Origin of the sequence: Streptomyces sp. NPDC015125, from assembly GCF_043080045.1 — a bacterium.
In the GTDB taxonomy this organism is placed as follows: domain Bacteria; phylum Actinomycetota; class Actinomycetes; order Streptomycetales; family Streptomycetaceae; genus Streptomyces.
The window spans coordinates 1-22,478 of sequence record NZ_JBIBVF010000033.1; the positions used below are offsets into that span (position 1 = coordinate 1).

Sequence of the window (22,478 nt, forward strand, 5' to 3'; positions counted from 1 at the left end):
CGTGGTCACCTTCGCCGTCGCAGGCTGGCTCGTGATCACCTTGCGTGGCGCGGACACGAGCGAGACGGCCGGCGCCGGGCCCGCGGAGCCGGAGCTCGCCGAGCCGGAGCCCGCCGAGCCGGAGCAGGCGGCGGGCGACACCACCAGACCACCCTCGGGCGGCTATCGCGCCGTGCTGAAGGACAGGCGGTATCTGCGGCTGGTCGCGACGAACATCTCCTTCGTCTTCGCCTCCATGGTGATCTCGGTGCTGCTCGCCGTCTACGCGGTGGACAACCTCGATGTCGGAGCCTGGATCGTCGGCGTGATCGTCGTGCTGAACGCGGTCATGGTCGCGCTGCTCCAGACGCTCGCCAGCCGCTGGATCGAGTCCCGCAGGCCGGTGACGGTGCTGGTGCTGGCCCTGCTGTGCAACGCGGCCGCATTCGTCGTCTTCGGCACGCTGCTCGTGCTGCCCGGCTGGGCGATGATCGCCGGGCTGCTGATCGCGATGGTGCTCTACACCGTGGGCGAGATGCTCAGCTCGCCGCCGACCAGCGAACTGAGCGTGGTGATGGCGCCCGAGCATCTGCGGGGCCGCTATCTGGGCGTCTACCAGCTGTCCTGGTCGGTCGGCGGCGCCGCCGCCCCGGCGCTGCTCACCGCGCTGTTGGAGGGCGGTGCGGCGCTGCCCTGGGTGTTCCTCACCGCGATCAGCGTGCTGGCCGTACCACTCGTGCTCGGACTCGACCGGCGGCCCACGCCCACGAGCGAGGCCGACACGGTGTCGGCCTCGTCGACTTCGTCTCGTCCGACGACGTCACCACCCGGGCAGGGCGGACAAGCCCATTGATCGATGTCCCTGTCGTCGACCGCCTGACTGCCGAATTGCTTGATCAGAGTTGCGTGGGTGCTCACAGATGCAGAAATCCAACGAGAAGGCGAACAAGAAGGCGTCTGCATGCGAGACGTGTGGGGAGCGCATACAACGCGTCGAGGGCAAGAAGTCGACACACAACCGCTATTGCTCGAATGCCTGCCGGCAACGCGCTTACCGGCGCCGCGTCAAGGACGGCACACCTCTGGCCGGCGCCAACGACGCGACTCAACTGAGCAGTTTCATCGGCCGCGAGCACGACCTCGTCGAATTGCGTCGCATTCTCCGTACCACCAGGCTCCTCACCGTGACCGGACCGCCCGGCGTCGGTAAGTCCCGGCTCGCGACGGAACTCGCGAAGAAGGAACAGCGCGTCGGCCACCGCAACACCGTGTTCATCGATCTCCGCACTCCGGAAATGGCCGGTTCCGATCCCCGGCGGGCCGTCGCGGCCCTTGAGGCGGCCATTGAGGACCAGATCGCGCCGACGATCCGGCGCACGGCCTGTCGCGCCGATGAACAGCTCGTCCTGCTCGACAACTGCGAGCACGTACTGGAGACAAGCGGCGCGGCGATTGTCGACCTGCTGTTCCGATTCCCGGGACTACGCGTGATCGCCACCAGCCGGGAGCCGTGGCGCATCTCCGGTGAGGCCGTCTACCGACTCCCCGGACTCTCCCTGCCCGGCGCCGCCTCCGTCGAGTCGCCGGAGAGCTACCTACGGGCGGACGCTGTACGGCTTTTCGTCGAGCGGAGCAGCGCGGTCAACCACGAGTTCCGGCTGAACGAGGAGAACTCGGAGGACGTCAGAGCTGTCTGCACCGCACTGGACGGCATCCCGCTGGCTCTCGAACTCGCAGCCCAGCTCGCCCGCGCGCTCCCCGTGGCCGAGATCAGGGAGCGCCTCAAGGAACCGCTGTCCCTGCTGAATCAAGGCTGGCGGACCGCCGACCCCCGACACCGCAGCTGGCGTGCGGCGTTACGGTGGAGCTACGACCACCTCAGCGCCGATGAACAGCGACTGTTCCGCCGTCTGTCGCTGCTGCCCGGCATCAACAGTGTCGAGGCGGCGACGGTGGCGTACGGCGGCGATCCCGCCGACGCCGAGACGGTCCCCGACCTGCTGATCAGCCTAGAGGCGAAGTCGCTGGTTGTCGTCCGCACGCGCGGACCGCACCGGCCCTCCGGTTACCAGGTGCCGAACTCCGTCGGCAGCCTCGGCCGGCACCACCTGACCGCCTCCGGAGAGGAGGAGGGAGTGCTGAACCGGCTGGCGGACTGGACGGCGGCCCGCGCGAGAACGCTGAACGACGAACTGGTGCTGTCCCCTGGGGCGGTGTACCAGTTGTCCGACGAGCGCGACATCATCCGCCGTCTATTGTCGTGGCTGGCTACCACCGACGACGAGAGGCAGCTCTCCTTGTCCTGGGCGCTCGCCGCCGCAGAGCTGGCGTCCGGTGAGAACGTGGGCGATGTCCTGGAGAGAATCCAGCACACGCTGGCGGTCACCGAGACCTCCTCCGCACGCCGCCACCACGCGCTGGCGGGAGCGCTCACGCTTGCCTGCTGGTATGGGCACGGCCGGCAGGCCATGAATCTCGTCGGGAAGACCGTGGCCGTCGCGCGCCGCTCCGGTGACGACGTACAACTGGCCCGGGCCGCGCTGCTGTCGAGCCTTGCCAACGAGATGTACGGCGACCGTGAGGCCGCGTATCGCGACCTCGATGTGGCTCTGGGCGTCGCGAGACGTGGTGCGGAGGAGGTCCCGCTCGCCGTCTGCCGGGCGCATCTGGCCCGGCACCTGCTGCACCGCGGCCGCTGCGGCCTGGCCGCTGTGCTGCTGGAGAAGACCCTTCCCGTGTTGCGGGCGTCGGCACCGCCGGAACACCTCAGCGCCGCCCTGATCACTGCTGGTGCCCTCGCGCTGGAGAACGACGACCTGCCCAAGGCCGAGGGGTTCTTCCAGGAGGCCCTGGACTCCGCGTTCCGACCCGGTGCCTACGACGGGATTCTCGGGCTTGCCCTCTGCGCGGCGCGGAGCCATGACTTCGAGCGCGTGCTCCAGCTCATGACCACCACTGAGGGCAGGCCCTCCACGGTGCTGCGCTTCTTCCCGGCCTGGCGTAAGGAGCTCGTCGAGGCCTACGGTGCCGCCACGCGCATCTTGTCGAAGGGGCGGGTCGTCGCGGCACTGGCGTCGGCCCGCGGTCTCGGCCTCCGGCAGAGTGTCGTGCTGACCCGCGCCGACGCCGTTCCCTCCCCGCCGACCGGGGACGACGACCTGCTGACGGCGCGTGAGTGGGAGGTGCTTCAGTTGGTGATGGAAGGACTCGCCAACTCGGAGATAGCCCATCGGATGCACCTCTCCGTGCGGACGGTGGAAACGCACATCCGCAACATCCGGTCCGTCCTGCAACTGCGCTCCCGCGCGCACATGGCCGCCTGGGCCGCCCGCCACCACCCCGAACTCGTTCGACGACGTCAACAAGACCGCCCACCTGGGATCGCAGTATGACGCGAGTGGAGTCTCCGAGACGGTCCGCGCGTCGGGATCTGGCAGCGCTGGACAGCTGCGAGTGCTTCCGACCGCAGCGCGAGCCGCGCCGCCAGGGATCGTCTCCTGGCCATTGACCGCCCCTCCCGGAACAGCGTGCTCCCCGCGTTACGACACGGCCGGGGCCACCGCCCGCTCTCGTAACGGGGGCGATCACCGGTCCCCCGGGAGCGAGCAGCGTCGAGAGTGACGGCATGGAACTCGCGATGGCGGAATTGACCCGCGCGCTACAAGACCCCCTGCTCGACGCGATGAACTTCCTCAACGAGGTCGCCGAGCGGTTCCCCGACGCCATCTCCTTCGCGGCGGGACGGCCGAACGAGCGATTCGTCACCGCCGACGACACCGCGAACGACCTGCGTGCGTTCCGCACCTACCTGACGGCGCACTCGACCCGGCCCGAGCATGACGTCATCAGAGCCCTGTTCTCGTACGGGCCGGCCAAGGGCATCATCAACGACCTCGTCTGCCGGTACCTGCACGTCGACGAGGGCATCGAGACCGTTCCCGAAGCGGTCGTCGTGACCGTCGGCGCGCAGGAGGCGATGGTGCTGGTCCTGCGCGCGCTGTGCCGCGACGCCGCCGACGTCGCGCTGGCGGTTGCGCCGACGTACGCGGGTTTCACAGGAGCGGCCAGCGTGGTCGGTATGCCCGTTCTCCCTGTTTCCTCGGGTGACGACGGAGTCGACCTCGACGATCTGGAGGCCGTTCTCGCCACGGCCCGCGCGGCCGGTCTTCGGCCTCGCTGCCTCTATGTCATCCCCGACTTCGCCAATCCCACCGGGATGTGCCTGCCGATCGCCGAGCGGCGTCGGCTGCTCGAGGCCGCCGAACGCAACCGGCTGCTGATCGTCGAGGACAACCCGTACGGCATCTACGCAGGTCACGGCGAGCGGCTCCCCACCCTCAAGTCCCTCGACGAGGGCGGCCAGGTCGTCTACATCGGTTCCTTCGCCAAGTCGGTGATGCCGGGCGCCAGGGTCGGGTACGTGGTCGCCGATCAGGCGGTGACCTCGGGCGGGCGCAGGACCGGCCTGCTGGCCGACGAACTCGGCAAGATCAAGAGCATGATCACCCTGAACACATCCCCGGTGAGCCAAGCGGTCGTCGCCGGTCGTCTCCTGGCCCACGACTTCAGCCTCGTCCGAGCCAATGAGCGGGTGACCGCCACATACCGGGACAACCTGGACCGGCTGCTGCGCGGGCTGCGAGTACGGTTCGGCGGCGACGGCGCGCAGGCCGTGCACTGGACCAGGCCGGTCGGCGGCTTCTTCGTCATGCTGCACGTTCCGTTCCGGGCGGACGAGGCCCTGCTGGAACACTCGGCTAGTCGTCACCAGGTGCTCTGGACACCGATGAGCCAGTTCTACCCCGGCTCCGATGCGGGCGCCCGCAGCCTGCGCCTGTCGTGCAGCGCGCTGCGGCCCCAGGACATCGAACCCGGCCTGGACCGGCTCGCGGCACTTGTGGCCGAGCAGAGCTCAGTGGTCGCGTCCTGACGCCGACGCCGACGCCGACGCCGACGCCGGCCCCGGACGGGGCGGTGGATCTCGCGGACGACTGCCCAGCATCCGTAACAGCGGCTTCTGCGGATCCGGTCGACTCCTGGTCCGCACAGCATGGACGTACTGAGCTGACACGAGGAGAGAACACCGTGATGCCTGTGCTGGAAGATCTGAGTGTTGACCATGTCCGGTTCACCGTCGCGGACCTCGACACCGCGACCGATGTCTGGGTGAAGCGTTACGGCATGAGTGTGTACGCCCGCTCCGCCGACTCGGCGTCCAGCGCGGGTGTGGCCACCGCGGCGGTAGGGACAGCGGACATCAGGCTGGTGCTCACTGCCGCCGACGGAGCGGACCACCCGGCCGCGGCGTATGTGGCACTGCACGACGACGGAGTGTCCGACATCGCACTCCGCACCTCCGACGCGGCAGCGGCCTTTCGTACAGCCGTCCGACGCGGCGCGCAGCCGGTGTCGCCCCCGGCCGACCACGACGGGATCATCTGTGCGACGATCTCCGGCTTCGGTGATGTGGTGCATACCTTCGTCGAGCGTCCGAACGCCCTGGACTCACGTATCCTGCCGGGACTCGTTCCGTCCGGCGAACCAGTCAAACCCGGCGCGGACAACCACTTGGACACGGTTGACCACTTCGCGGTCTGCGTCGAGGCCGGCCAACTGCGCCCGACGGTGGACTACTACAAGCAAGTCCTCGACTTCCGCGAGGTGTTCACCGAACGCATCATCGTCGGCGAGCAGGCGATGGACTCCATTGCCATACAGAGCCGCTCCGGTGAGGTCACCTTCACGGTCATCGAACCCGATCTGACACGGCAGCCCGGCCAGATCGACGCGTTCATCAAGAACCATGGCGGCGCCGGGGTGCAGCACATCGCCTTCAGTACCCGCGACATCACCCGGGATGTGGAAAGGCTGCGCGACACCGGCGTCCGGTTTCTCGAAACACCCGGGAGTTACTACGACATGCTGCCCGAGCGGCTGACACCCACCCGGCACGGTGTCGAGCAGCTGAGGGCTCTCGACATCCTCGCCGACGAGGACCCCGACGGCCAGCTCCTGCAGATCTTCACCGGCTCCGTCCACCCGCGCAACACCCTGTTCTTCGAGCTCGTCGAGCGGCTCGGCTCACGGACCTTCGGCAGCGCCAACATCAAGGCACTGTACACAGCGGTCGAACGGCAGCGCGCCGCGGACGAAGACCGCCGGTGAGGTCGGGCCCGCGCCACCCGATTGGGCCACGGCGCGCAACGCACACCGACGGCCACGCCCCCACCGGGCCGCGAGGTCACCACCTGAGCAGGGCTGTACGAGAAAGAGTCCCCCAATGAGCAGCACCGGCGCCGGACCGGGCGTCACTCCACCCTGGACCCGCGTGGCGGAGGCCGAGCAAGCGGCCCGCGACCGGCTTCCGGCGGACATCTGGGACTTCGTCGCGGGAGGCAGCGGGGACGAGTCCGTCCTGACGGGCAATCTGACCGAGCTGAACCGAATCACCGTGGTACCGCGTGTGCTGAACGGGCAACCGGGCGGTGTGCGGCTGGCGCGGCAACTCGGGCGCAGCGAGACGCGGATGCCGGTGGTGATTGCCCCAATGGCCTACCAACGACTCGTCCACCCACAGGGTGAACTCGCGGTGGCCGAGGCTGCGCGCGCGGAAGGCATTCCGTACGTTGTGCCGATGCTCTCCAGCCACCCGTTGGAGAAGATCGCGGACGTGGGCGCGACACTGTGGTTCCAGCTCTACTGGCTGCGCGACCGGGGAGTGCTGCTCGACCTGGTGCGCCGGGCCGAACAGGCCGGCTGCCGGGCCATCGTCATCACGGTGGACGTCCCCGTCATGGCCCGACGGCCGCGCGACCTGCGCAACGGATTCGCCCTGCCTGCCGACGTCACCGCCGGCAACCTCGACGACACCGGCCCAACCACCCACACCCGGGTGCCGGGCGCCTCAGCCGTGGCGACCCACTCCGCGGTCGCCTTCGATCCGGCGGCCTGCTGGTCCGACCTGGAGTGGCTGCGCGCCCAGACCGAACTGCCGTTGGTGGTCAAGGGGATTCTCGACCCCCGCGACGCCGTGCGGGCGGCCGAGCGTGGGGCCGACACGGTGGTCGTCTCTAACCACGGCGGCCGTCAGCTACCCGCGGCCGTGCCGAGCTGCGCCGCGCTGCCCCCGGTGGTCGAGAGACTGGCCGGCCGCTGTGAGGTCCTGCTGGACGGCGGCGTGCGCACGGGAGCAGATGTCCTGCGTGCTCTGGCCCTGGGCGCCGACGGTGTGATGTACGGCCGTCCGGTGCTGTGGGGCCTCGCCGCGGACGGCGGGGCTGGTGTACGCACCGTTCTCGGCCTCCTGCGCACCGAGACCGAAGAGGCCCTGCTGCTGTCCGGCTGCGCCGACCTCGCCGCCGTTCGTCAGCTGACGGTGGCGCGCACCGTCGCGTAACGGTGTCTCACGCCGTTCGGGCGGATGGTCCTGTTCGCCGGGGCAGTGGCGTGCGGCGTCGCCGCGGACAAGGCCCGCTCTGGCCAGTTGAACAGACACGGCATCTGTAGTTCGTCAGGCGTGAGGCATCGCCGCTGGCCGACGTGGTGGATGGGGTGCCTGCGCGCACGGGTACGGCCACTGGCATCGTGATCTTGTGTGACGAAGAATCGAGAAGCGGTGGCCGCGAAGACCACGGTAGTACACGCCGGCTGGGACGGGCGGTTCGAGGGGTTGATGGGTCGGTTCGCGAGCTGCTTCCCGCGCCGGGAGACCCGGTTGACCTACCGGAACATGGTCTCTGGGCTGTTGATGGTCACGGAATCAGCGAACTGCTGGTCGTTGGCCGAGGCGATCGGCCACAACGGTCCGCATGTTTGCAGCACTTTGTCGAGGGCCCGCTTCGACAACGGAGCAGTCCGCCGGTCGGTCGCGGCCTGGACGGTGGAGCAACTCGGCAAGAGGAAGGTGATGTTGGTGGTGGACGAGACGGGTGATGAGAAGTCGTCCCTCGATGCGGTCGGCGCGGCCCGGCAGTATTCCGGGGCGTTGGGGGCCCGTATCTGAATAACTGTCACAGTTGACCTGCCTCGTGGACTTCGTCGGGCAGGTGGTCTCGGAGCTGTTCCAAGGTGCGAGCCGGTGATCCGGGCCATGCCGGGTCCTTGAGCCACGGCCGGCCGCAGGCGCCACAGTTGCCGCGCCCCGCGCAGTCCCGCCGCCTTGCCTCCGCCGTGCTCTGTATGCGGACGACGGGGCAGCCGCGGTTCATGAACGCCTACGCCGGGGCGTGACTCGACGGATAGGCGTCGACCAGGACGACGCTTGTGCTGTCGGTGCTGCTCATCGCGGTGTGTCCGCCTCCAGGGCCTCGGCGAGGCCCGCGACGGTGGGGTTTCGGAAGACCAGGACCGGCGGGACCCGGCGCCCGAGTCGCTCGCCGAGCCGGCCCGCGACCGTGGTGATGGTCAACGAGGTGCCGCCGACGTCGAAGAAGTCGTCCTGTGGCCCGAAGTCCTGCTCGACGCCCAGGCACTCCCGCCACACTTCGGCGACGAGGAGCCGCTGCTTGGTGACGGCCCGGCGGGTGGCGGGTGCCGGGGCGGGCACCGGGCGTGGGTCGGGCAGTGCGTCCCGGTCGACCTTGCCGTTCGGGGTGAGGGGGATCTCGTCGATCACGGTGTAGCTCTGCGGCAGCATGTACGACGGCAGTTGCTCCGCCAGGTGGGCGCGCAGTTCAGCCGGGTCCGGGGCGGGTCGGCCGGGGTGCTCGGGGATCAGGTAGGCCGCCAGCTGGTCCACACCGGCGCGGGTGCGGCGTACGGCCACCACGCAGTCGGCCAAGGCGGGGTGGCTCTGGAATGCGGACTCGATCTCGCCGAGCTCGATGCGGAAGCCACGCACCTTGACCTGGTGGTCGTTGCGGCCGAGGAAGACCAGATTTCCGTCGGGCAGCAGCCGGACCACGTCGCCCGAGGCGTACATACGGGCGCCGGGCTCCGCGGCGTACGGGTCGGGCAGGTACGCCGCGGCCGTGCGGGCCGGCCTGCCGAGATAGCCGCGGCCGACCGCGCTGCCGCCGACGTACAGCTCGCCGCGACAGCCCGGGGCGACCGGGCGCAGCCGCGGGTCCAGCACGTAGAGGTGCGCGTTGTCGGTCGCCCGGCCGAACGGGACGCTCGGGAGATGGCTGTGCCGGCCGAGCAACTCCTCGGTGATCGGGCAGAACGCCGAGGTGACGGTCGCTTCGGTGGGCCCGTACTCGTTGAAGACCTGGCATCCCGGCGCGGTGGCGGACAGGATGCGGCGGGCCACATCGTGCGGCACGGCCTCGGCGCCGGTGAACACCAGGCGTACGGAGGCGAGTCGGGGAGCGGGATCCGTACCGGACTCCAGCAGGATGCGCATCTGCGAGGGCGTCGCGTTGAGCGTGGTGATGCCGCGCTCGGCGACCTCTCGCAGGAACTCCTCGGGGTCGTAGGCGGCGGTGGGACTCGCCAGGTGCAGTTCGGCGCCGGACACCAGGCACTGGAAGATCTCCCAGACCGAGTTGTCGAACGCCACCGAGTGGTTGAGCAGGGCCCGGTCCCGCCCGGTGAGCCGGCACAGCCGCTGGTTCCACTCCAGGAACCCGGTGATGTTGGCGTGGGTGATCGCGACGCCCTTGGGGTTGCCGGTCGAGCCGGACGTGTAGATCACGTAGGCGAGATGGTGCGGTTGTGCCTCCTCGGCCGGCCCGGGGCCCGCCCCCGGGTTCGCCCCGGGTTCTTGGTTCACCGCCACGAGCCGCACGCCGTCGCCGAACAGGGCCGAGGTGGGGTGCCCCGGGTCCGCGACGACCAGGCGTACGCCCGAGTCGGCCAGCAGGTACTGCAGCCGGTCCGTCGGGTAGCCGGGGTCGAGCGGGACGTAGGCACCGCCCGCCTTCAGCACGCCCAGCAGGGCGACCACCAGCTCCACCGAGCGTTCCAGGCAGACGCCGACCAGGCTTTCGGGGCGCACGCCCCCGGCCCGCAGCTCCCGGGCCAGGGCCGAGGCCCGCGCGTCGGTCTCGGCGAACGTCAGCGACCGGCCGTCGCCCACGACGCAGATCGCGTCCGGGGTGGTCCGCACCTGGCGGTCCCACAGGCGGGCCAGGGTGGTCGGCGCGGGCAGCGGCTCGGCCCGGTTGCCGGTGGAGCGGGCGCGCAGCTCACCGGCCGAGACGAGCTCCAGCTCGGACAGTTGGGCCGCGACGCCGGACACCATCTGCCCGATCACCCGCAGGAAGTGCCGGCCGAAGCCCCGGACGAAGTCCGCGTCGAACAGGTCGGTGGCGTACTCGACGGAGATGCTGAGGTCACCGGCCCCGGCGGCGTGGTCCGTCACGTCGAGGGCGAGGTCGAAGCGGGCGGTGCCCAGCCGCCCCTCCAGCTCCTTGCGGTCGTACAGCTCGGTGAAGTGACCGGCCCCCGGCTCCTCGTGCAGGGCGAACAGCACCTGGAAGAGCGGGTTGCGGCTCAGGTCGCGCTCCGGGCTCAGCTGCGCCACCAGCTTCTCGAAGGGCAGCTCCTGGTGCGCGTATGCCTGCCGCGCGACCTCGCGGACCCGGCCCAGCAGCTCGCGCCAGGTCGGGTCGCCGGACAGGTCGGTGCGCAGGACGAGGGTGTTCACGAAGTAGCCGACCACCTCGTCCAGTTCGGGGCGCGGCCGGCCGCCTGCCAGGGTGCCGACGGCGACATCGCTCTCGTCGGCGTACCGGCCGAGCAGCACCTGCAACGGGGCCAGCAGGCCCATGAACAGGGTGACGCCCTCGGCCCGGCACAGCGTGCGCAGCCGGTGCGCCAAGTCGGCGGGTATGCACAGCAGTTCGCGGCGGCCGCGGTGGCTCGCGACGGCCGGCCGGGGTCGGCTGGTCGGCAGCTCCAGGGCGGGCACGCCGGACAGCCGGGTGCGCCAGTGGTCGAGCAGCCGCTCCAGCTCGGCGCCGGTGAGCCGCTCGCGCTGCCAGGCCGCGTAGTCGGCGTACGTCACGGGCAGCGGTGCCGGGGCGGGGCGGCGGCCGGCGGCGAGCTCCGTGTAGAGCTCGCCCAGTTCCCGCACCATCAGGTCGACCGATGCGCCGTCGCAGGCTATGTGATGAATCGTCAGCAACGTGATGTCACGGCTCGGGGTGCGCAGCACGTCCGCGCGCAGCAGCGGTGGGCGGTCGAGGGCGAAGGGGGCGCGGATCCGCTCGGTCACCAGCGCGTCCAGGTCCTCCTCGGCGACCTCGGTGCGGCGCAGCGGCACCGGTCCCGGCTCGCGCAGTTCGGGGCGGCCCCGCCCGTCGACGGCGACGAGGGCCGTGCGCAGCGCCGGGTGCCGGTGCACCAGCGCGGACAGGCAGTCCTGCAGCAGCGTGAGGTCGACGCGCCCTCCGGGCAGGCCCAGGGCGACCGGCAGGTGGTAGGCGGGCACTGCGTCGTTCAGCTGCTCGAAGAACCAGATCCGCTCCTGGCCGAAGGAGAGTTCGGCGGTCGCGGCCGCGGGGATCGGCTCGTCGTCCGAGGGCGCCACGCCGTCCAGGGCGGCGGCGAGCGTGGCGGGTGTCGGATGCGCGAAGACCGACTGGGCGTCGACCGGTACGCCGAGCTCCGCACGCAGCCTGGCCACGGCCCGTACCGCGGTGAGCGACTGGCCGCCCAGGCCAAAGAAGTCGTCGTACGGGGACACGTCGTCGAGCCCGAGCACCTCGGCCCACACGCGGCGCACCGCCGCGGTGTGCGGCGGCAGCGGGGCGTCGTCGGGCATCGGCCCGCTCGCCCGGACCGGGCTGTGCGGGATCCGCCGCACGGCGCCGCGGTCGGCCTTGCCCGCGGGGGTGCGGGGCAGGGCGTCGAGCACTGCGTAGCCCTGGGCCACCATGTGGGCGGGCAGCCGCTGCGCGAGGTGGTCACGGACCTGGCGGGACAGGTCCTCGGATACGTTCCGCGCGTCGTGCGCGGGCACGAGGTACGCCACCAACTGCTCGCCGCCGGCTGCCTCGCGGTCGACGACCACCACCGCGTCCGTGACGAGGGGGTGGCTGCGCACACAGGCCTCGATCTCGCCGAGCTCGATGCGGAAGCCGCGCACCTTGACCTGGTGGTCGTTGCGTCCCAGCACCTCCAGCATGCCGTCGGCGGACCACCGTGCGAGGTCGCCGGTCCGGTACAGGCGCCCGGAGGCGTCCCCGAACGGGTCGGGCACGAACCGGTCGGCGGTCAGCGCGGGCCGGTTGAGGTAGCCGCGCGCCACGCCCGCGCCGCCGATCCACAGCTCGCCGGTGACTCCTGGGCCGGCCTCCCGCCCGCCCTCGTCGACGACGTACAGCCGGGTGTTGGACAGGGCCGTGCCGACCGTGACCCGGTCGGCCACGGCGTCGATGCGGGCGGCGGCGGCCCACACCGTCGCCTCGGTCGGCCCGTACAGGTTCCACAGGGTGCCGCCGGTGGCGAGCAGGTCGCGGGCCAGCTGCGGATCGAGCGGCTCACCGCCCGACAGCAGTACCCGGCCGTGCCCGTCCGTCCAGCCGGACGCCAGCAGCATCCGCCAGGTGGTGGGGGTCGCCTGGACGACGCTCACACCCGCCTCGGCGATGGTGGCGGCCAGCAGCTCGGGGTCGGTGTTGGCGGCGCGCGGGGCCATCACCACCGTCGCTCCCCGGGTCAGCGGTAGGAACAGCTCCAGTATCGAGATGTCGAACGACAGCGGGGTCAGCGCGAGGACCCGGTCGTCCGCCCCGAGGCCGGGGCGTTCGGCCGCACTCCGCAGGAACGAGGCAATCGTCGCGTGGTCGACGGCCACGCCTTTGGGCAGGCCGGTCGAACCGGAGGTGTAGATGACGTAGGCCAGGTGGTGCGGGTGTACCACCGGGGCCACCGCGGCCACCGGTGCGGCAGGTTCCGCGGGGAGGTCCTCGACCAGCAGGACGTCGGCCGCGCCGGACGCCAGGGCCTGCGCGCGGTGGTCCGCGTCGCACAGCCACAGCCCGGCCCCCGCGTCGGTGGTCGTGTGCCGCAGCCGGTCGGCCGGGTAGCTCGGGTCGAGGGGCAGGTACGCGGCGCCCGACTTCAGGATGCCGAGCAGGGCCACGACCATCTCGACCGAGCGGCCGAGACAGACGCCGACCAGGTTCTCCGCTCCGATGCCGCGTGCCTGCAGCTCGGCGGCGAGTGCCGTGGCCCGGCGGTCCACGTCGGCGTAGGTGGCGCGGTGTGCTCCCGCGACGACGGCGACCGCGTCGGGTGTCGCGGCTGCCTGCTGCTCCCACAGTGCGACCAGGGTGGTCGGCGCCATGAACGGATCCTTTCTCAGCCCCGTGCGGGGAAGGTGCGCGTGATCGTCTCAGCCAGCTGTCGTTCCGCGCCGCGCACATACAGGTGGGGGGCACCCGGGAACAGGTGCAGTTCGAAGTCGGCTGAGGTGTGCTCGCGCCAGCCGCCGAGCTCCGTCCCGTCGACGCTGTCGTCGTCCGAGCCGGCCAGAACGGTCAGGGGACAGGGCAGGGGTGCCTCGGCCCGGTGCGTGTACGTCTCGCACAGCGTCAGGTCCGCGCGCAGCAGCGGCAGCAGCAGCGCCTGCAACTCGGCGTCCATGCCGTTGAATTCGGCTGTGGCGAGCAGCTTGTCGTCCGGCAGCGTGTGCCGCGGGTCGCGGTCCGGCAGGCCGGGGGCGCGCATGCCCGACAGGAACAGCCGGTCGGGTAGGCGCATGCCGAGTACACGGAGCCGCCGGGCCGCCTCGAAGGCGATCAGGGAGCCCATGCTGTGCCCGAAGAAGGCGTACGGCAGGTCCGTGTGGTCCCCGATGAGCGGCGCGAGCGCGGCCACGGCGTCGTCCAGGGACGTCAGGGCCGGTTCGGCGAACCGGCTCTCCCGGCCGGGCAACTGGACCGTGCAGACTTCGACGGTGTCCGGCAGATACGCCGCCAGCCGGTAGGCGGAGGCACCTGCTCCGGCGTGCGGGAAGACGAACAGGCGCCGCTGCGCGCTGAGTTCACGGCTGCCGAGCCCGCGCAGCCAGGCTTGTGCGAGGGCGGCGGCCGTCATCGCGACGCTCGCACGGAGCGCGGGGTCAGGTCGGTCCACACCTGCTCGATGTGGTCCAGGCACTCCTGGCGGGTGCCCTGCGCGCCGGTGGCAGTCCAGCCGGCGGGCAGGGCACGTTCGGCGAACCAGACCGAGTACTGCTCCTCGTGGTTGACCACGACGACGTACCGGTCCCTGGCGGGGCGCGGGTCGGGTGAGGCGCTCACGTCAGACCCCCACCCCGGTGAAGAAGTCGCTCTCGCGGTGACCCCGGCCCGCGGCGACGACCCGGTCGTGCACCCACTTGCCGACGGCGAGGTCGAGTACGCCGAGTCCGAACGGCGAGAAGACCGCCGGGCGTCCGTGGTCCCGGCGCAGCCGCCCGCGCAGCAGGTCGCCGAGGGTGCCGTCGATGAAGTCCCGGTTGCCGGTGCGCTGTTCGGTCAGGTGCAGCGAGGTGCGCTCGCGTACGGCGTGGTCGACGTCGTCGGTGAAGTTCTGGGCGGCGAGGATCATCTCGGGGGCGAGGTCGCGCAGGGACAGGTGCAGGACCACCGGGTTGTGGGCCAGCAGCCGGGGATCGTGCAGGTGCGGTTCGCCGGCCACTGTGGTCAGTACCACCAGGTCGCAGTCGGTGAACGCGTCCTCCACCGTGTCGGCGACCACGATCTCGGCCTCGGTGTGCTCGGCCATGACGGCGCCGAAGCGGCCCGCCGCCGCCGGGTCGAGGTCGAAGAGCCGGAAGCCGTCGATCTCCCAGTCGAGATCACGCAGGAACCGCCATACGTGCTGGGCGATCAGACCCGTGCCCACGATGCCGACTCGGCGGGCACGTCGCGCGCCGAGCAGCGTCTGCGCGCCGAGCACCGCGGAGGCCGCGGTCCGCGTCGCCGAGACGATCGAGGACTCCATGCAGGCGAACGGGTAGCCGGTGACGCAGTCGTTGAGGATCAGCGTGGCCGAGGCGCGGGGGATTCCGTGCTGCGTGTTGTCCGGAAAACTGGCGATCCACTTGTTGCCGGCGACCTCGAACTCGCCTCCCAGATAGGCGGGCAGGGAGATGATGCGCGACCGGTCCCGGTGCGGGAAGCGCAGGAACGAGCTGTGCGGGTTCGAGCTCTGTCCGGCGTCGTGCACGAGGTAGGCGGCACGGACGACCTCGATGAGCTCCGGACGGTGACGGTCCGTCTCGGCGACGATGTCGCCCGCGCCGATCACGGTCATGGGAGGTGGGGCCAGGGTGGACACCGGGTGGTTCTCCTTCAGTTGACGGCCAGGGCTTCGACGCAGGCGGGTTGTACCGCCTCCGCGCGCAGCTGCTGGACCCACGTGGGGTCGTAGACGGTCTGGGCGTAGGAATGGCCGCGGTCGGCGGCAATGAAGGCGACCCGGGGACGGTGTGCGCCGGGACGGTGCCGAGCGAAATAGTCCTGGACGGCGGCGAAGGTGCTGCCGGTCGAACCTCCGGCGTACAAGCCGTACTTGGCGACCAGGGCGCCGCAGGCCTCGACGGCGCGCGCTTCGGAGACGATCTCGACCTGGTCGATCAGCGCCTGACCGCACAGCGGCGGCACGATGCTGGAGCCGATGCCGGGGATCCGCCGTTTCTTCGGCGGGCCTCCGAAGATCACCGAGCCTTCGGTGTCGACAGCGACGACCACGCAGTCCGGGTACGTTTCCTTGATCCGGTGGGAGAGCCCGGCGATCGTGCCGCCCGTGCCCACGCCGACGAAGAGGTAGTCGAGCGGGCCGGCCTGCGCGATCAACTCGCCCGCGGTGAAGCGGTAGTGCGCGTCGCGGGCATCCGGATTGGCGTACTGGTTGGGCCAATAGGCCGAGTCGAGTTCGACCAGCAGTTCCTGCACCCGGGACAGCCGGGTCTTCAGGTAGCTGCCCGCCCCATCACGGATGGAGACCTTCTCCACCCGCCCGCACAGCAGCCGGAGTTGGGCCTCGGTGGCCTCGTTGCAGTTCGGATCGATGACCGGGACGAACGAGATGCCGAGCATCCGGCAGTAGAAAGCCAGGGCCAGCGCGAAATTGCCGGACGACGACTCGACCACCGTGGTGCCGTGCGCTATCTCCCCGCGACCGATTGCCTGTTCCAGAATCCACAGTGCCGAACGGTCTTTGGTACTTCCGGCGGGATTGCAGAATTCCAGCTTGGCGACGATGTCGCACTGCTCGTCCGCCAGGGGAATCAGTGGGGTGCCCATAAGGCCCCCGCGAATTTGCCTTGCCCGTCCGATCAGAGATTGATCAGCACGTTTGTCTAGCATGAGCCGAGTGTGGCATGGGATCGGTCGAGGCGGCTCAACCACGACTCAAGTGTGGTACGAGAAGAGTTTGCTGTGGGAAAAGAGAGGAGCTGTTCAACTGTCCACGACGGATGGTTGAAAAGCCCTCAGCGTCAGGGCAGACCTCCGTGCGGACCGCCTGCACGCCTGCCTGGAAGAGGCTTCATGGCGGCCAGACCCTCACCGGTCGGCAACACCACCCGGTCAGGCCGAGCAATCACGTTCGATGGTTACTGAGCTTGAACTCATGAAGTCGTAGGGCTGAGGGTCAACCCGGTTCCGTGGTGGAAGCGGCGGCCTATCACAGTCTTGATCCGCGACAGCGTGCACCGCTGATCCGGCCGGCCGTGCGCGACCGGCCCCTTCGCCAACCCCGCTTCCAGCCGGGCAAACTGCGCCTCGCTCAGCCTGGGCGGCGAGGCCGAACCCACCGAGCGCAGGGCCCGCGGCCCACTCTTGTCCCAGGCCCGCCGCCACCGCTGTACGGACCGGGCGCTCACCCGCAACTCCTTGGCGATCGCCAAGCTGGGCTCGCCCCGGGCGAACCCCTCTGCCGCGTTCATCCGGATCCCCTCGCGGAACTGCCGACGCTCGTCCGACAGACCGCTGCCCTGCGCATACCCCATGACAACGGCCTACCGCGAGGATCAAGCTCCGTCAGCGACTGCGACAACCCGAGTTCGAGCTCAGTAGTACTCCAACGCCGTTGCGTTGAGCGGCGGGAGCGGGGTGCAAGGCCGGTTTCCATGATGTGGATCTTGGCGGTGAGGGTAGGTCTGGGTTGTTTGCGGGTGTTTTCCCGCGTTCGGCGCGTACTTGCCCGTGGGGTTCTTGCGGCTGCGGGCCTTGACGCGCTGGCGTCGCGCGGCGTGCAGGAGGTTGTCCAGGACGGTTCGGACGATCGGTCCGAGCAAGGGTGTCGGGTTCGGCGGTGTGTATGCCGGTGGCGGTGGTGACCTGGTCGGCGGCGGCCTGCAGCAGGACGGTGAAGCTGATCCGCTCCATGACCAGGCCCGGTCGGGCGGTCATCGCGTCGGCTGCGGCGCGGATGAGCGCCTGGTAGGTCGCCAGTAGGGCGTAGGCCTCCTGGTCCAGGCCCGGGACGCTGTGCCAGCGCAGGACCCGGCCGTCGAGCATGGTCGCCTTGATCGAGAAGTAGGTGGTCTCCACCTGCCACCGGCGGTGGTAGAGCTCCATGAGTTCACCGGAGGGATAGCGCTCGTGGTCGAGCAGGCTGGTGAGGTGTCGCCTCGGTTCGCACCGGGTGGTGCCGTCGGCGAGGGTGACGGTGATCCACGCCTCGATCACGCGCACCGGCAGCGCACGGTAGCCCTTCTAGGCTCGGTAGACGCCGGACAGGCGGGCCAGGCAGGAGCCGTCCAGCAGGCGGCGCTGGATGGTCGGGCGGCGCCGGGCGGAGGAGCGCACCAGGAACGGTGCACCGGTGCCGGCCGCCTCGCGCAGGAACTCGACCGTGTCGAAGCCGGCGTCTGCAAGCAGCAGCATCGAGGCGTTTAGGCACCCCAGCAGGCGCTGGGCGTAGAACAGTTCGCCTTCGTCCTCGGGGCCGAAGGCGGCGGCGAGCACGGCCCGGGTCCCGCACTCGACCACCGCGAGCAAACGCAGCAGCGGGTAGCCGAACTCCAGTGTGTCCCCGGAGCGCTTGGGGTAGTGCCAGGTGACCTGCTCGTGGTCGGGTATGTGCAGGTGGGTACCGTCCAACCCCACCGTGCGCAGCCCGCGGTAGAAGGATCCGGCCTGGGCGGGGTTTGCGACGGAACCTGTGAGGATCTCGAACAGGCGGTGCAACGGGGCCGTGCCGACCCGGCGGCGGGCCCGCGTGAGCGAGGAGGCGGCCGGGCGTACCAGGGCGAGCGCGGCCAGGGGCGTGGTGAGCTTGCCCCACACCGCCTGGTAGGAACAGTGCTCGAACAGGGCCAGGGCCAGAACGAAGTACACCACCATCCGGGACGGCAGCAGCCGCAACCGCTTCTCGCGCGCCCCGGTCTCATCCAGCACCGCGTCCACCAGCGCGAAATCCACGATCTGGGTCAGCTCGCCGAGATGTCCCGGCGCGTGGACACCCGCGGCGGTCTCGCTGGTGCGGGCGATGGCAGACTTCTCTTGCAACGGGACCCCTGGTTCCTGATCATCTTGCTCGACACAAGTGATCTACCAGAGGTCCCGTTCTCCTTCATCAGCAGCTTGACGAACCACCGACCGGCCAAACGCAACGGCGTTGGCGTCCAGGTCCAGGACGTACCAGCCGGTCAGCTCCCGGCCACACACCGAGATCCAGGGAAAGCCCCCGGGCCGCAGGGCGAGCAGTGTCCACACCACGCGCCGTATCCCGGCGCGGACGCGCTCGTCCCGCGCCACCACCGGGCCGTCGATCGCCTTCAGCATGCTCGCAGGGTGCTGTCTGAGACGGGTCGCGGGAACAACTTCCGCCAATGATGCCGGAGTTGCTCGACCACCAGCACGTTCGTCGCACCAAGCGCGATCCCACAGGCCAGCCGCACCAGCGCAATGCCTCGGTCGCGCCACCCAGGCCCGGTGCCCTTGGGGAGCGCGGCCGTAAGGCCCGGGTCAGCCCGACCCGGTCGGCGATGCGGCGCAACAGCACGATGCCCGCCTGCCCAACCCCAGAGCCACCAGTAGGGACGGCAATCCGTCCACGGTCGTCCGGAGGAAGGCCATGAGGCGTTGTCCGCCACGGCGTACCGCGCCGTGGCGCATGCTCAACCCTGCTCTTCGTACTCGACGTGCAGCGTCCGGGCGAGGTGGGCGCGGTACGCCACGGCCGCGGCATCCGACTCGTGACGGGAGACCACGATGGCCGGGTATCCGGAAAAATCCGGGTAGGGGAGCAGCAGTTCGCCGGGACTCACGGTCTGCACCACGTAGTCCACCTGCGGGTCGTTACGCACCGAGTCCAAGCCGTGTACCTGCTTCATCCGTCCTCCGCTGCCGACCGGCACCTCATAGACCGCGACGTGACCGACCAGTGCCGGCTCCTCACGCCAGCAGAGCGGTTCCCGGCCGAGGTGGATGCGCAGCGTCTCGGCGGCCAGGTCGATCCCGGTGCTGAAGTGGACGAGGTGGTGCGTAAAGCCCCCGCCGCCGAGGCGCGCGCCCATCTCCAGCAGAACCGGCCGCACCCCACCGACCAGCCGCAGTTCGGTATGCGTGGTGCCTTCCGTGATGCCGAAGGCGTGGTGGGCGCCGATCACCTCCGCCTCGATCGCGGTGAGTATCTCGGTGGGCAGTTGGGCGGGGGCCCTAAACATGGTCTCCTCGAAGTAGGGCCCCGCCAGTTCCCCCTTCCAGCTGACGCCACAGACCCGTACCTGCCCGTGGTGCACGAGGGATTCTGCGGAGACCTCCGGCCCGTCCAGGTACTCCTCGACCAACACACCGGTTTCTGGGGTCGGTCCGTCGGCGACCCCCAGGTGGTGAGTTTCGATGAGCTTCCATGTGCTGGCCACGGCCTGCTCAAGGCAGTCCTTGTCATCCACACGGATCACACCGAGGCTGGAGTGGCCGTTCGCTGGTTTGACCACGACGGGGAACCGCAAGGCCAGCGCGTCGGTCCAGCCGTCCGGATCCTCGATGGCCACGAAGCCAGGCAAGCCCAGACCTGCCTCCAGCAGGCGATGGCGCATGCTGCGCTTGTCACGCACCACGGCCGCCGCCTCCTCGGTCAGGCCGGTGAGGCCCAGCTCATGCGCGGCGCGTGCCACGAACGGCACGACCCTCTCGTTGCCCGCCATGATTCCGTCGAAGGGCTCCCGCCGGTAGCGGTCGGCGAGCGCGGACAGCGCGCCTTCCGGGTCTTCGTCGATGTCCAGTGGCAGCAGTTCGACCACCGCGTCGGCCCGCCCGGCGGACTCCGCCGAGTCGTCCCCCCTGGGGACGAGGATCAGGTCGATACCGGCGCGCTTGGCTGCTTCGAACACCCAGGGGAACACGGACAACTGACCGACGAGGACGAGTTTCGGGCGCTGTGGCATGACGGTTCTCCAAGGTTAGGTTGCTTGGTCGGGTTCGGACAAAGCGTGTCGGCCGGTACAGTCCTGCGTGGGGTCATCCCGGCGATCACGGAGCCGCGGAACACACCGGTGGCGTAGGTCTCCACGTTTCGTGTGAATTCCTCGAACCGCACCGGAGTGTGGCCCAGCGCGCTGATCAGCCCGCGGAAAGAGTCACGCTCCTCTTCCCAGCCTTTGCGGACGCTGCTGACAAGGATTCTCACGCTACGGTGTCTCCACTGCTGAAAGCTTCGCTTCTGAACTTGGCATTCGACCTCGATTCGCTGAGGCGGCCGCCGCGCACCACGCGCTGGAGGGCTCGCGATACGACGCAAGGTGGTACGGGAGCCGTGACCGTCAGGCGGAGCACATGACCGGCGCGCTGCTCGGCCGCGCCGCGAACGGGCGTATCCCAGGCTCCCATTCGTAGGAGAACCGGCCGTTCACGCACGGGTGCTGCGCGCGCAGCAGGTAACTCTCCGCCAGCTCCTCCAGCAGGTCCTCGGCCTGCTGCTCGCTGATCCCCAGGGCCGCTGCAACAAGCGCCGGCGTGAGCCGATCGGGGACGCCGGGAGACAACAGCGCGTACGCCAGGGGCTCTAACTCGGCGGGCAGCGTCGCGAGCGTCCGGTCGATTCCGGCCCGCACGCCCAGCGGGTCGCTGTCGGCGTCCCCGGACGCGAGGACCCAGGCAGTGGCCTGCCGGGCCGTCCAGTGCGGGCGGCGGCGCAACTGCGAAGCGACCGCGAAGAGCACGCCCGGCAGCCCCCGGCACAACCGGGCCAGCCGTCGCAGCCCCTCCGGGTCCATGGCGATCCGGTGTCTCGGCACGGAGGACTCCAGCAGGTGCAGACAGTCGTCGAAGGGCAGTCCGGCCAGTTCGACGTGGACCGCAGACGAGGACACGAACAGCCGCCGTCGGCTGCCGATCACCACGCCGCAGCCCGCGCCGGACGGCAGCAGCGGCGTCAAGTCCCGTACGTCGCACACGTCGTCGAGCACCACCAGGACACGGAGCTCGGCGGTCCAGGTACGGAACAACAGGCTCAGGTCGGTCGTGCCCAGTCGCAACTGCTCCTCCGCCGCGCCGAGTCCACGCAGGAACGAGCGAAGGATCTCGGCGGGCCGCACCCGCCGGCCGGCACCGTCACGAAGACGCGCGTAGAGCCGTCCGTCCGGGTAGTGGCCGCTCACCTGATGCGCGGCGTGCAGGCACAGCTCGCTCTTCCCCGTGCCGGGGGCGCCCCCCACGATCACGAGCGGCCGGTCCTCCCGCGCCCGGCCGGCCAGCACCGCGGTGAGGCGCGCCAGCTGGCCGGCGCGTCCGGTCAGACGCTCGCGCGGGGCGGGCAGATGGCAGGGCGCCCGGGCGGCCCGGGGGGCGGCGGTCACGGCCGTGAGCCGCCCGGCGGGACGCAGCAGCGCCTCGTCCGACGTGAGCATGGCCGTGTGCAGGGCCTGGAGTTGGGGCGAAGGGTCGAGACCCAGCTCGGTGGCGATCCGCTCGTGTGCCCGCCGGTAGACCTGGAGCGCTTCCGCCCGCCGGTCCATCCGGTAGAGAGCCGTCATCAGATTGCCCTGGGCCCGCTCGTCCGTCGGTTCCCGCCCGGCCATCGAGGTGAGTTCGACGAGCACCTCGTGGTGCCGGCCGAGGTGCAGGTCGGATTCGATCCGCAGGTGGTGTGCGCTGGTACGCAACTCCTTCAGGCGGACCGCCTCGGCCTTCAATGTGGGCCCCTTGCGTACGTCCACCAGGGCATCGTCCCGCCACAGCTCCAGCGCCGCGGCGGCCGTGTCACGGGCCCGGGCGAAGTCCGCGTCGCGGAACTCCGCTCGGGCACGGGCGAGCAACGGCTCGCACCGGAAGACGTCCACGTGGTCGGCGGGCAGCGACAGCTGGTAGCCGCCGTCGACCGTGCCCAGAAGCGGCCCGGCCGCCCGTACCGCGCCGCCGCTCCTCGGATTGCCGAGGGAGAACCGCTTCCTGAGCTGGTACACATACGTCTGCAGCGCGGTGTGCGCGCTGGCCGGCGGGTTGTCGTTCCACAGCTCGTCCATGAGTTGCTCGAAGGGCACCACCCGGCCCGCGTTCAGCACGAGCATTGCCAGTGTCTGACGTACTTTCTGGGCGGCCGGCGCCATGTCGACGCGGTGATCGTCCCCGTAGGCCTGGAGCGGCCCGAGAAGGTTGATTCTCATGAAATTC

The 22,478-nt window shown here is 70.2% G+C and carries 17 protein-coding genes; 6 read left to right on the forward strand and 11 right to left on the reverse strand.

What is annotated here, in order from left to right:
- The 6 genes from ACF088_RS39330 to ACF088_RS39355 all read left to right on the forward strand — a co-directional run.
- On the forward strand, positions 1–832 hold an 832-nt coding region (locus ACF088_RS39330; RefSeq protein ID WP_392380788.1), incomplete at its 5' end, for an MFS transporter.
- A 67-nt stretch (positions 833–899) separates the two neighbouring features.
- Positions 900–3,371: an ATP-binding protein gene (locus ACF088_RS39335; RefSeq protein WP_392380789.1), complete on the forward strand. Its 2,472-nt coding sequence runs from the start codon at positions 900–902 to the stop codon at positions 3,369–3,371.
- Positions 3,372–3,604: 233 nt separating this feature from the next.
- A complete protein-coding gene (locus ACF088_RS39340; protein ID WP_392380790.1) occupies positions 3,605–4,909 on the forward strand; it encodes a PLP-dependent aminotransferase family protein in 1,305 nt (434 codons plus the stop codon).
- A 158-nt stretch (positions 4,910–5,067) separates the two neighbouring features.
- The gene (gene hppD / locus ACF088_RS39345; RefSeq protein WP_392380791.1) at positions 5,068–6,144 is read left to right on the forward strand and encodes a 4-hydroxyphenylpyruvate dioxygenase; all 1,077 of its coding nucleotides are present in this window, start codon (positions 5,068–5,070) and stop codon (positions 6,142–6,144) included.
- Positions 6,145–6,259: 115 nt separating this feature from the next.
- Entirely contained in the window at positions 6,260–7,375 is a 1,116-nt protein-coding gene (locus ACF088_RS39350) for an alpha-hydroxy acid oxidase (RefSeq protein WP_392380792.1), read from the forward strand.
- Positions 7,376–7,573: 198 nt separating this feature from the next.
- Positions 7,574–7,981 (forward strand): transposase, encoded by a 408-nt coding sequence (locus tag ACF088_RS39355; protein ID WP_392380793.1) that lies wholly within the window; start codon positions 7,574–7,576, stop codon positions 7,979–7,981.
- A gap of 276 nt (positions 7,982–8,257) precedes the next feature.
- On the opposite strand, the gene ACF088_RS39360 is transcribed toward ACF088_RS39355, so the two are convergent.
- The 11 genes from ACF088_RS39360 to ACF088_RS39410 form a co-directional block, all read right to left on the reverse strand.
- Entirely contained in the window at positions 8,258–13,213 is a 4,956-nt protein-coding gene (locus ACF088_RS39360) for an amino acid adenylation domain-containing protein (RefSeq protein WP_392380794.1), read from the reverse strand.
- A gap of 14 nt (positions 13,214–13,227) precedes the next feature.
- Positions 13,228–14,004 carry a thioesterase II family protein gene (locus tag ACF088_RS39365; protein ID WP_392380795.1) on the reverse strand — a complete coding sequence of 259 codons (777 nt, stop codon included), beginning with the start codon at positions 14,002–14,004 and terminating at the stop codon, positions 13,228–13,230.
- Entirely contained in the window at positions 13,962–14,171 is a 210-nt protein-coding gene (locus ACF088_RS39370) for an MbtH family protein (protein WP_392380796.1), read from the reverse strand. Before ACF088_RS39370 ends, ACF088_RS39365 begins: the two co-directional genes overlap by 43 nt.
- A gap of 1 nt (position 14,172) precedes the next feature.
- Positions 14,173–15,168: a 2,3-diaminopropionate biosynthesis protein SbnB gene (gene sbnB, locus ACF088_RS39375; RefSeq protein WP_392380876.1), complete on the reverse strand. Its 996-nt coding sequence runs from the start codon at positions 15,166–15,168 to the stop codon at positions 14,173–14,175.
- A gap of 38 nt (positions 15,169–15,206) precedes the next feature.
- Entirely contained in the window at positions 15,207–16,160 is a 954-nt protein-coding gene (sbnA, locus tag ACF088_RS39380; RefSeq protein ID WP_392380797.1) for a 2,3-diaminopropionate biosynthesis protein SbnA, read from the reverse strand.
- A gap of 326 nt (positions 16,161–16,486) precedes the next feature.
- A complete protein-coding gene (locus tag ACF088_RS39385) occupies positions 16,487–16,867 on the reverse strand; it encodes a helix-turn-helix domain-containing protein (protein ID WP_392380798.1) in 381 nt (126 codons plus the stop codon).
- A gap of 31 nt (positions 16,868–16,898) precedes the next feature.
- On the reverse strand, positions 16,899–17,555 hold the full coding sequence (locus ACF088_RS39390; protein ID WP_392380799.1) for a transposase: 657 nt from the start codon (positions 17,553–17,555) through the stop codon (positions 16,899–16,901).
- 21 nt (positions 17,556–17,576) lie between these two features.
- Positions 17,577–18,371, reverse strand: a complete 795-nt coding sequence (locus tag ACF088_RS39395; RefSeq protein WP_392380800.1) for a transposase domain-containing protein — start codon at positions 18,369–18,371, stop codon at positions 17,577–17,579.
- Between the two features lie 42 nt (positions 18,372–18,413).
- Entirely contained in the window at positions 18,414–18,647 is a 234-nt protein-coding gene (locus tag ACF088_RS39400; protein WP_392380801.1) for a hypothetical protein, read from the reverse strand.
- Positions 18,648–18,982: 335 nt separating this feature from the next.
- On the reverse strand, positions 18,983–20,254 hold the full coding sequence (locus ACF088_RS39405) for an ATP-grasp domain-containing protein (RefSeq protein ID WP_392380802.1): 1,272 nt from the start codon (positions 20,252–20,254) through the stop codon (positions 18,983–18,985).
- Between the two features lie 375 nt (positions 20,255–20,629).
- Positions 20,630–22,471 (reverse strand): BTAD domain-containing putative transcriptional regulator, encoded by a 1,842-nt coding sequence (locus ACF088_RS39410; protein WP_392380803.1) that lies wholly within the window; start codon positions 22,469–22,471, stop codon positions 20,630–20,632.
- Positions 22,472–22,478 lie beyond the last annotated feature (7 nt).

Excerpts from the sequence above, each read along its gene's own strand:
- ACF088_RS39335 (WP_392380789.1), top strand. The coding sequence starts at position 900 with ATGCAGAAATCCAACGAGAAGGCGAACAAGAAGGCGTCTGCATGCGAG.
- ACF088_RS39340 (WP_392380790.1), top strand. The coding sequence starts at position 3,605 with ATGGAACTCGCGATGGCGGAATTGACCCGCGCGCTACAAGACCCCCTG.
- hppD (WP_392380791.1), top strand. The coding sequence starts at position 5,068 with ATGCCTGTGCTGGAAGATCTGAGTGTTGACCATGTCCGGTTCACCGTC.
- ACF088_RS39350 (WP_392380792.1), top strand. The coding sequence starts at position 6,260 with ATGAGCAGCACCGGCGCCGGACCGGGCGTCACTCCACCCTGGACCCGC.
- ACF088_RS39360 (WP_392380794.1), bottom strand. The coding sequence starts at position 13,213 with ATGGCGCCGACCACCCTGGTCGCACTGTGGGAGCAGCAGGCAGCCGCG.
- sbnB (WP_392380876.1), bottom strand. The coding sequence starts at position 15,168 with ATGACCGTGATCGGCGCGGGCGACATCGTCGCCGAGACGGACCGTCAC.
- sbnA (WP_392380797.1), bottom strand. The coding sequence starts at position 16,160 with ATGGGCACCCCACTGATTCCCCTGGCGGACGAGCAGTGCGACATCGTC.
- ACF088_RS39385 (WP_392380798.1), bottom strand. The coding sequence starts at position 16,867 with ATGGGGTATGCGCAGGGCAGCGGTCTGTCGGACGAGCGTCGGCAGTTC.
- ACF088_RS39400 (WP_392380801.1), bottom strand. The coding sequence starts at position 18,647 with ATGCTGAAGGCGATCGACGGCCCGGTGGTGGCGCGGGACGAGCGCGTC.
- ACF088_RS39405 (WP_392380802.1), bottom strand. The coding sequence starts at position 20,254 with ATGCCACAGCGCCCGAAACTCGTCCTCGTCGGTCAGTTGTCCGTGTTC.
- ACF088_RS39410 (WP_392380803.1), bottom strand. The coding sequence starts at position 22,471 with ATGAGAATCAACCTTCTCGGGCCGCTCCAGGCCTACGGGGACGATCAC.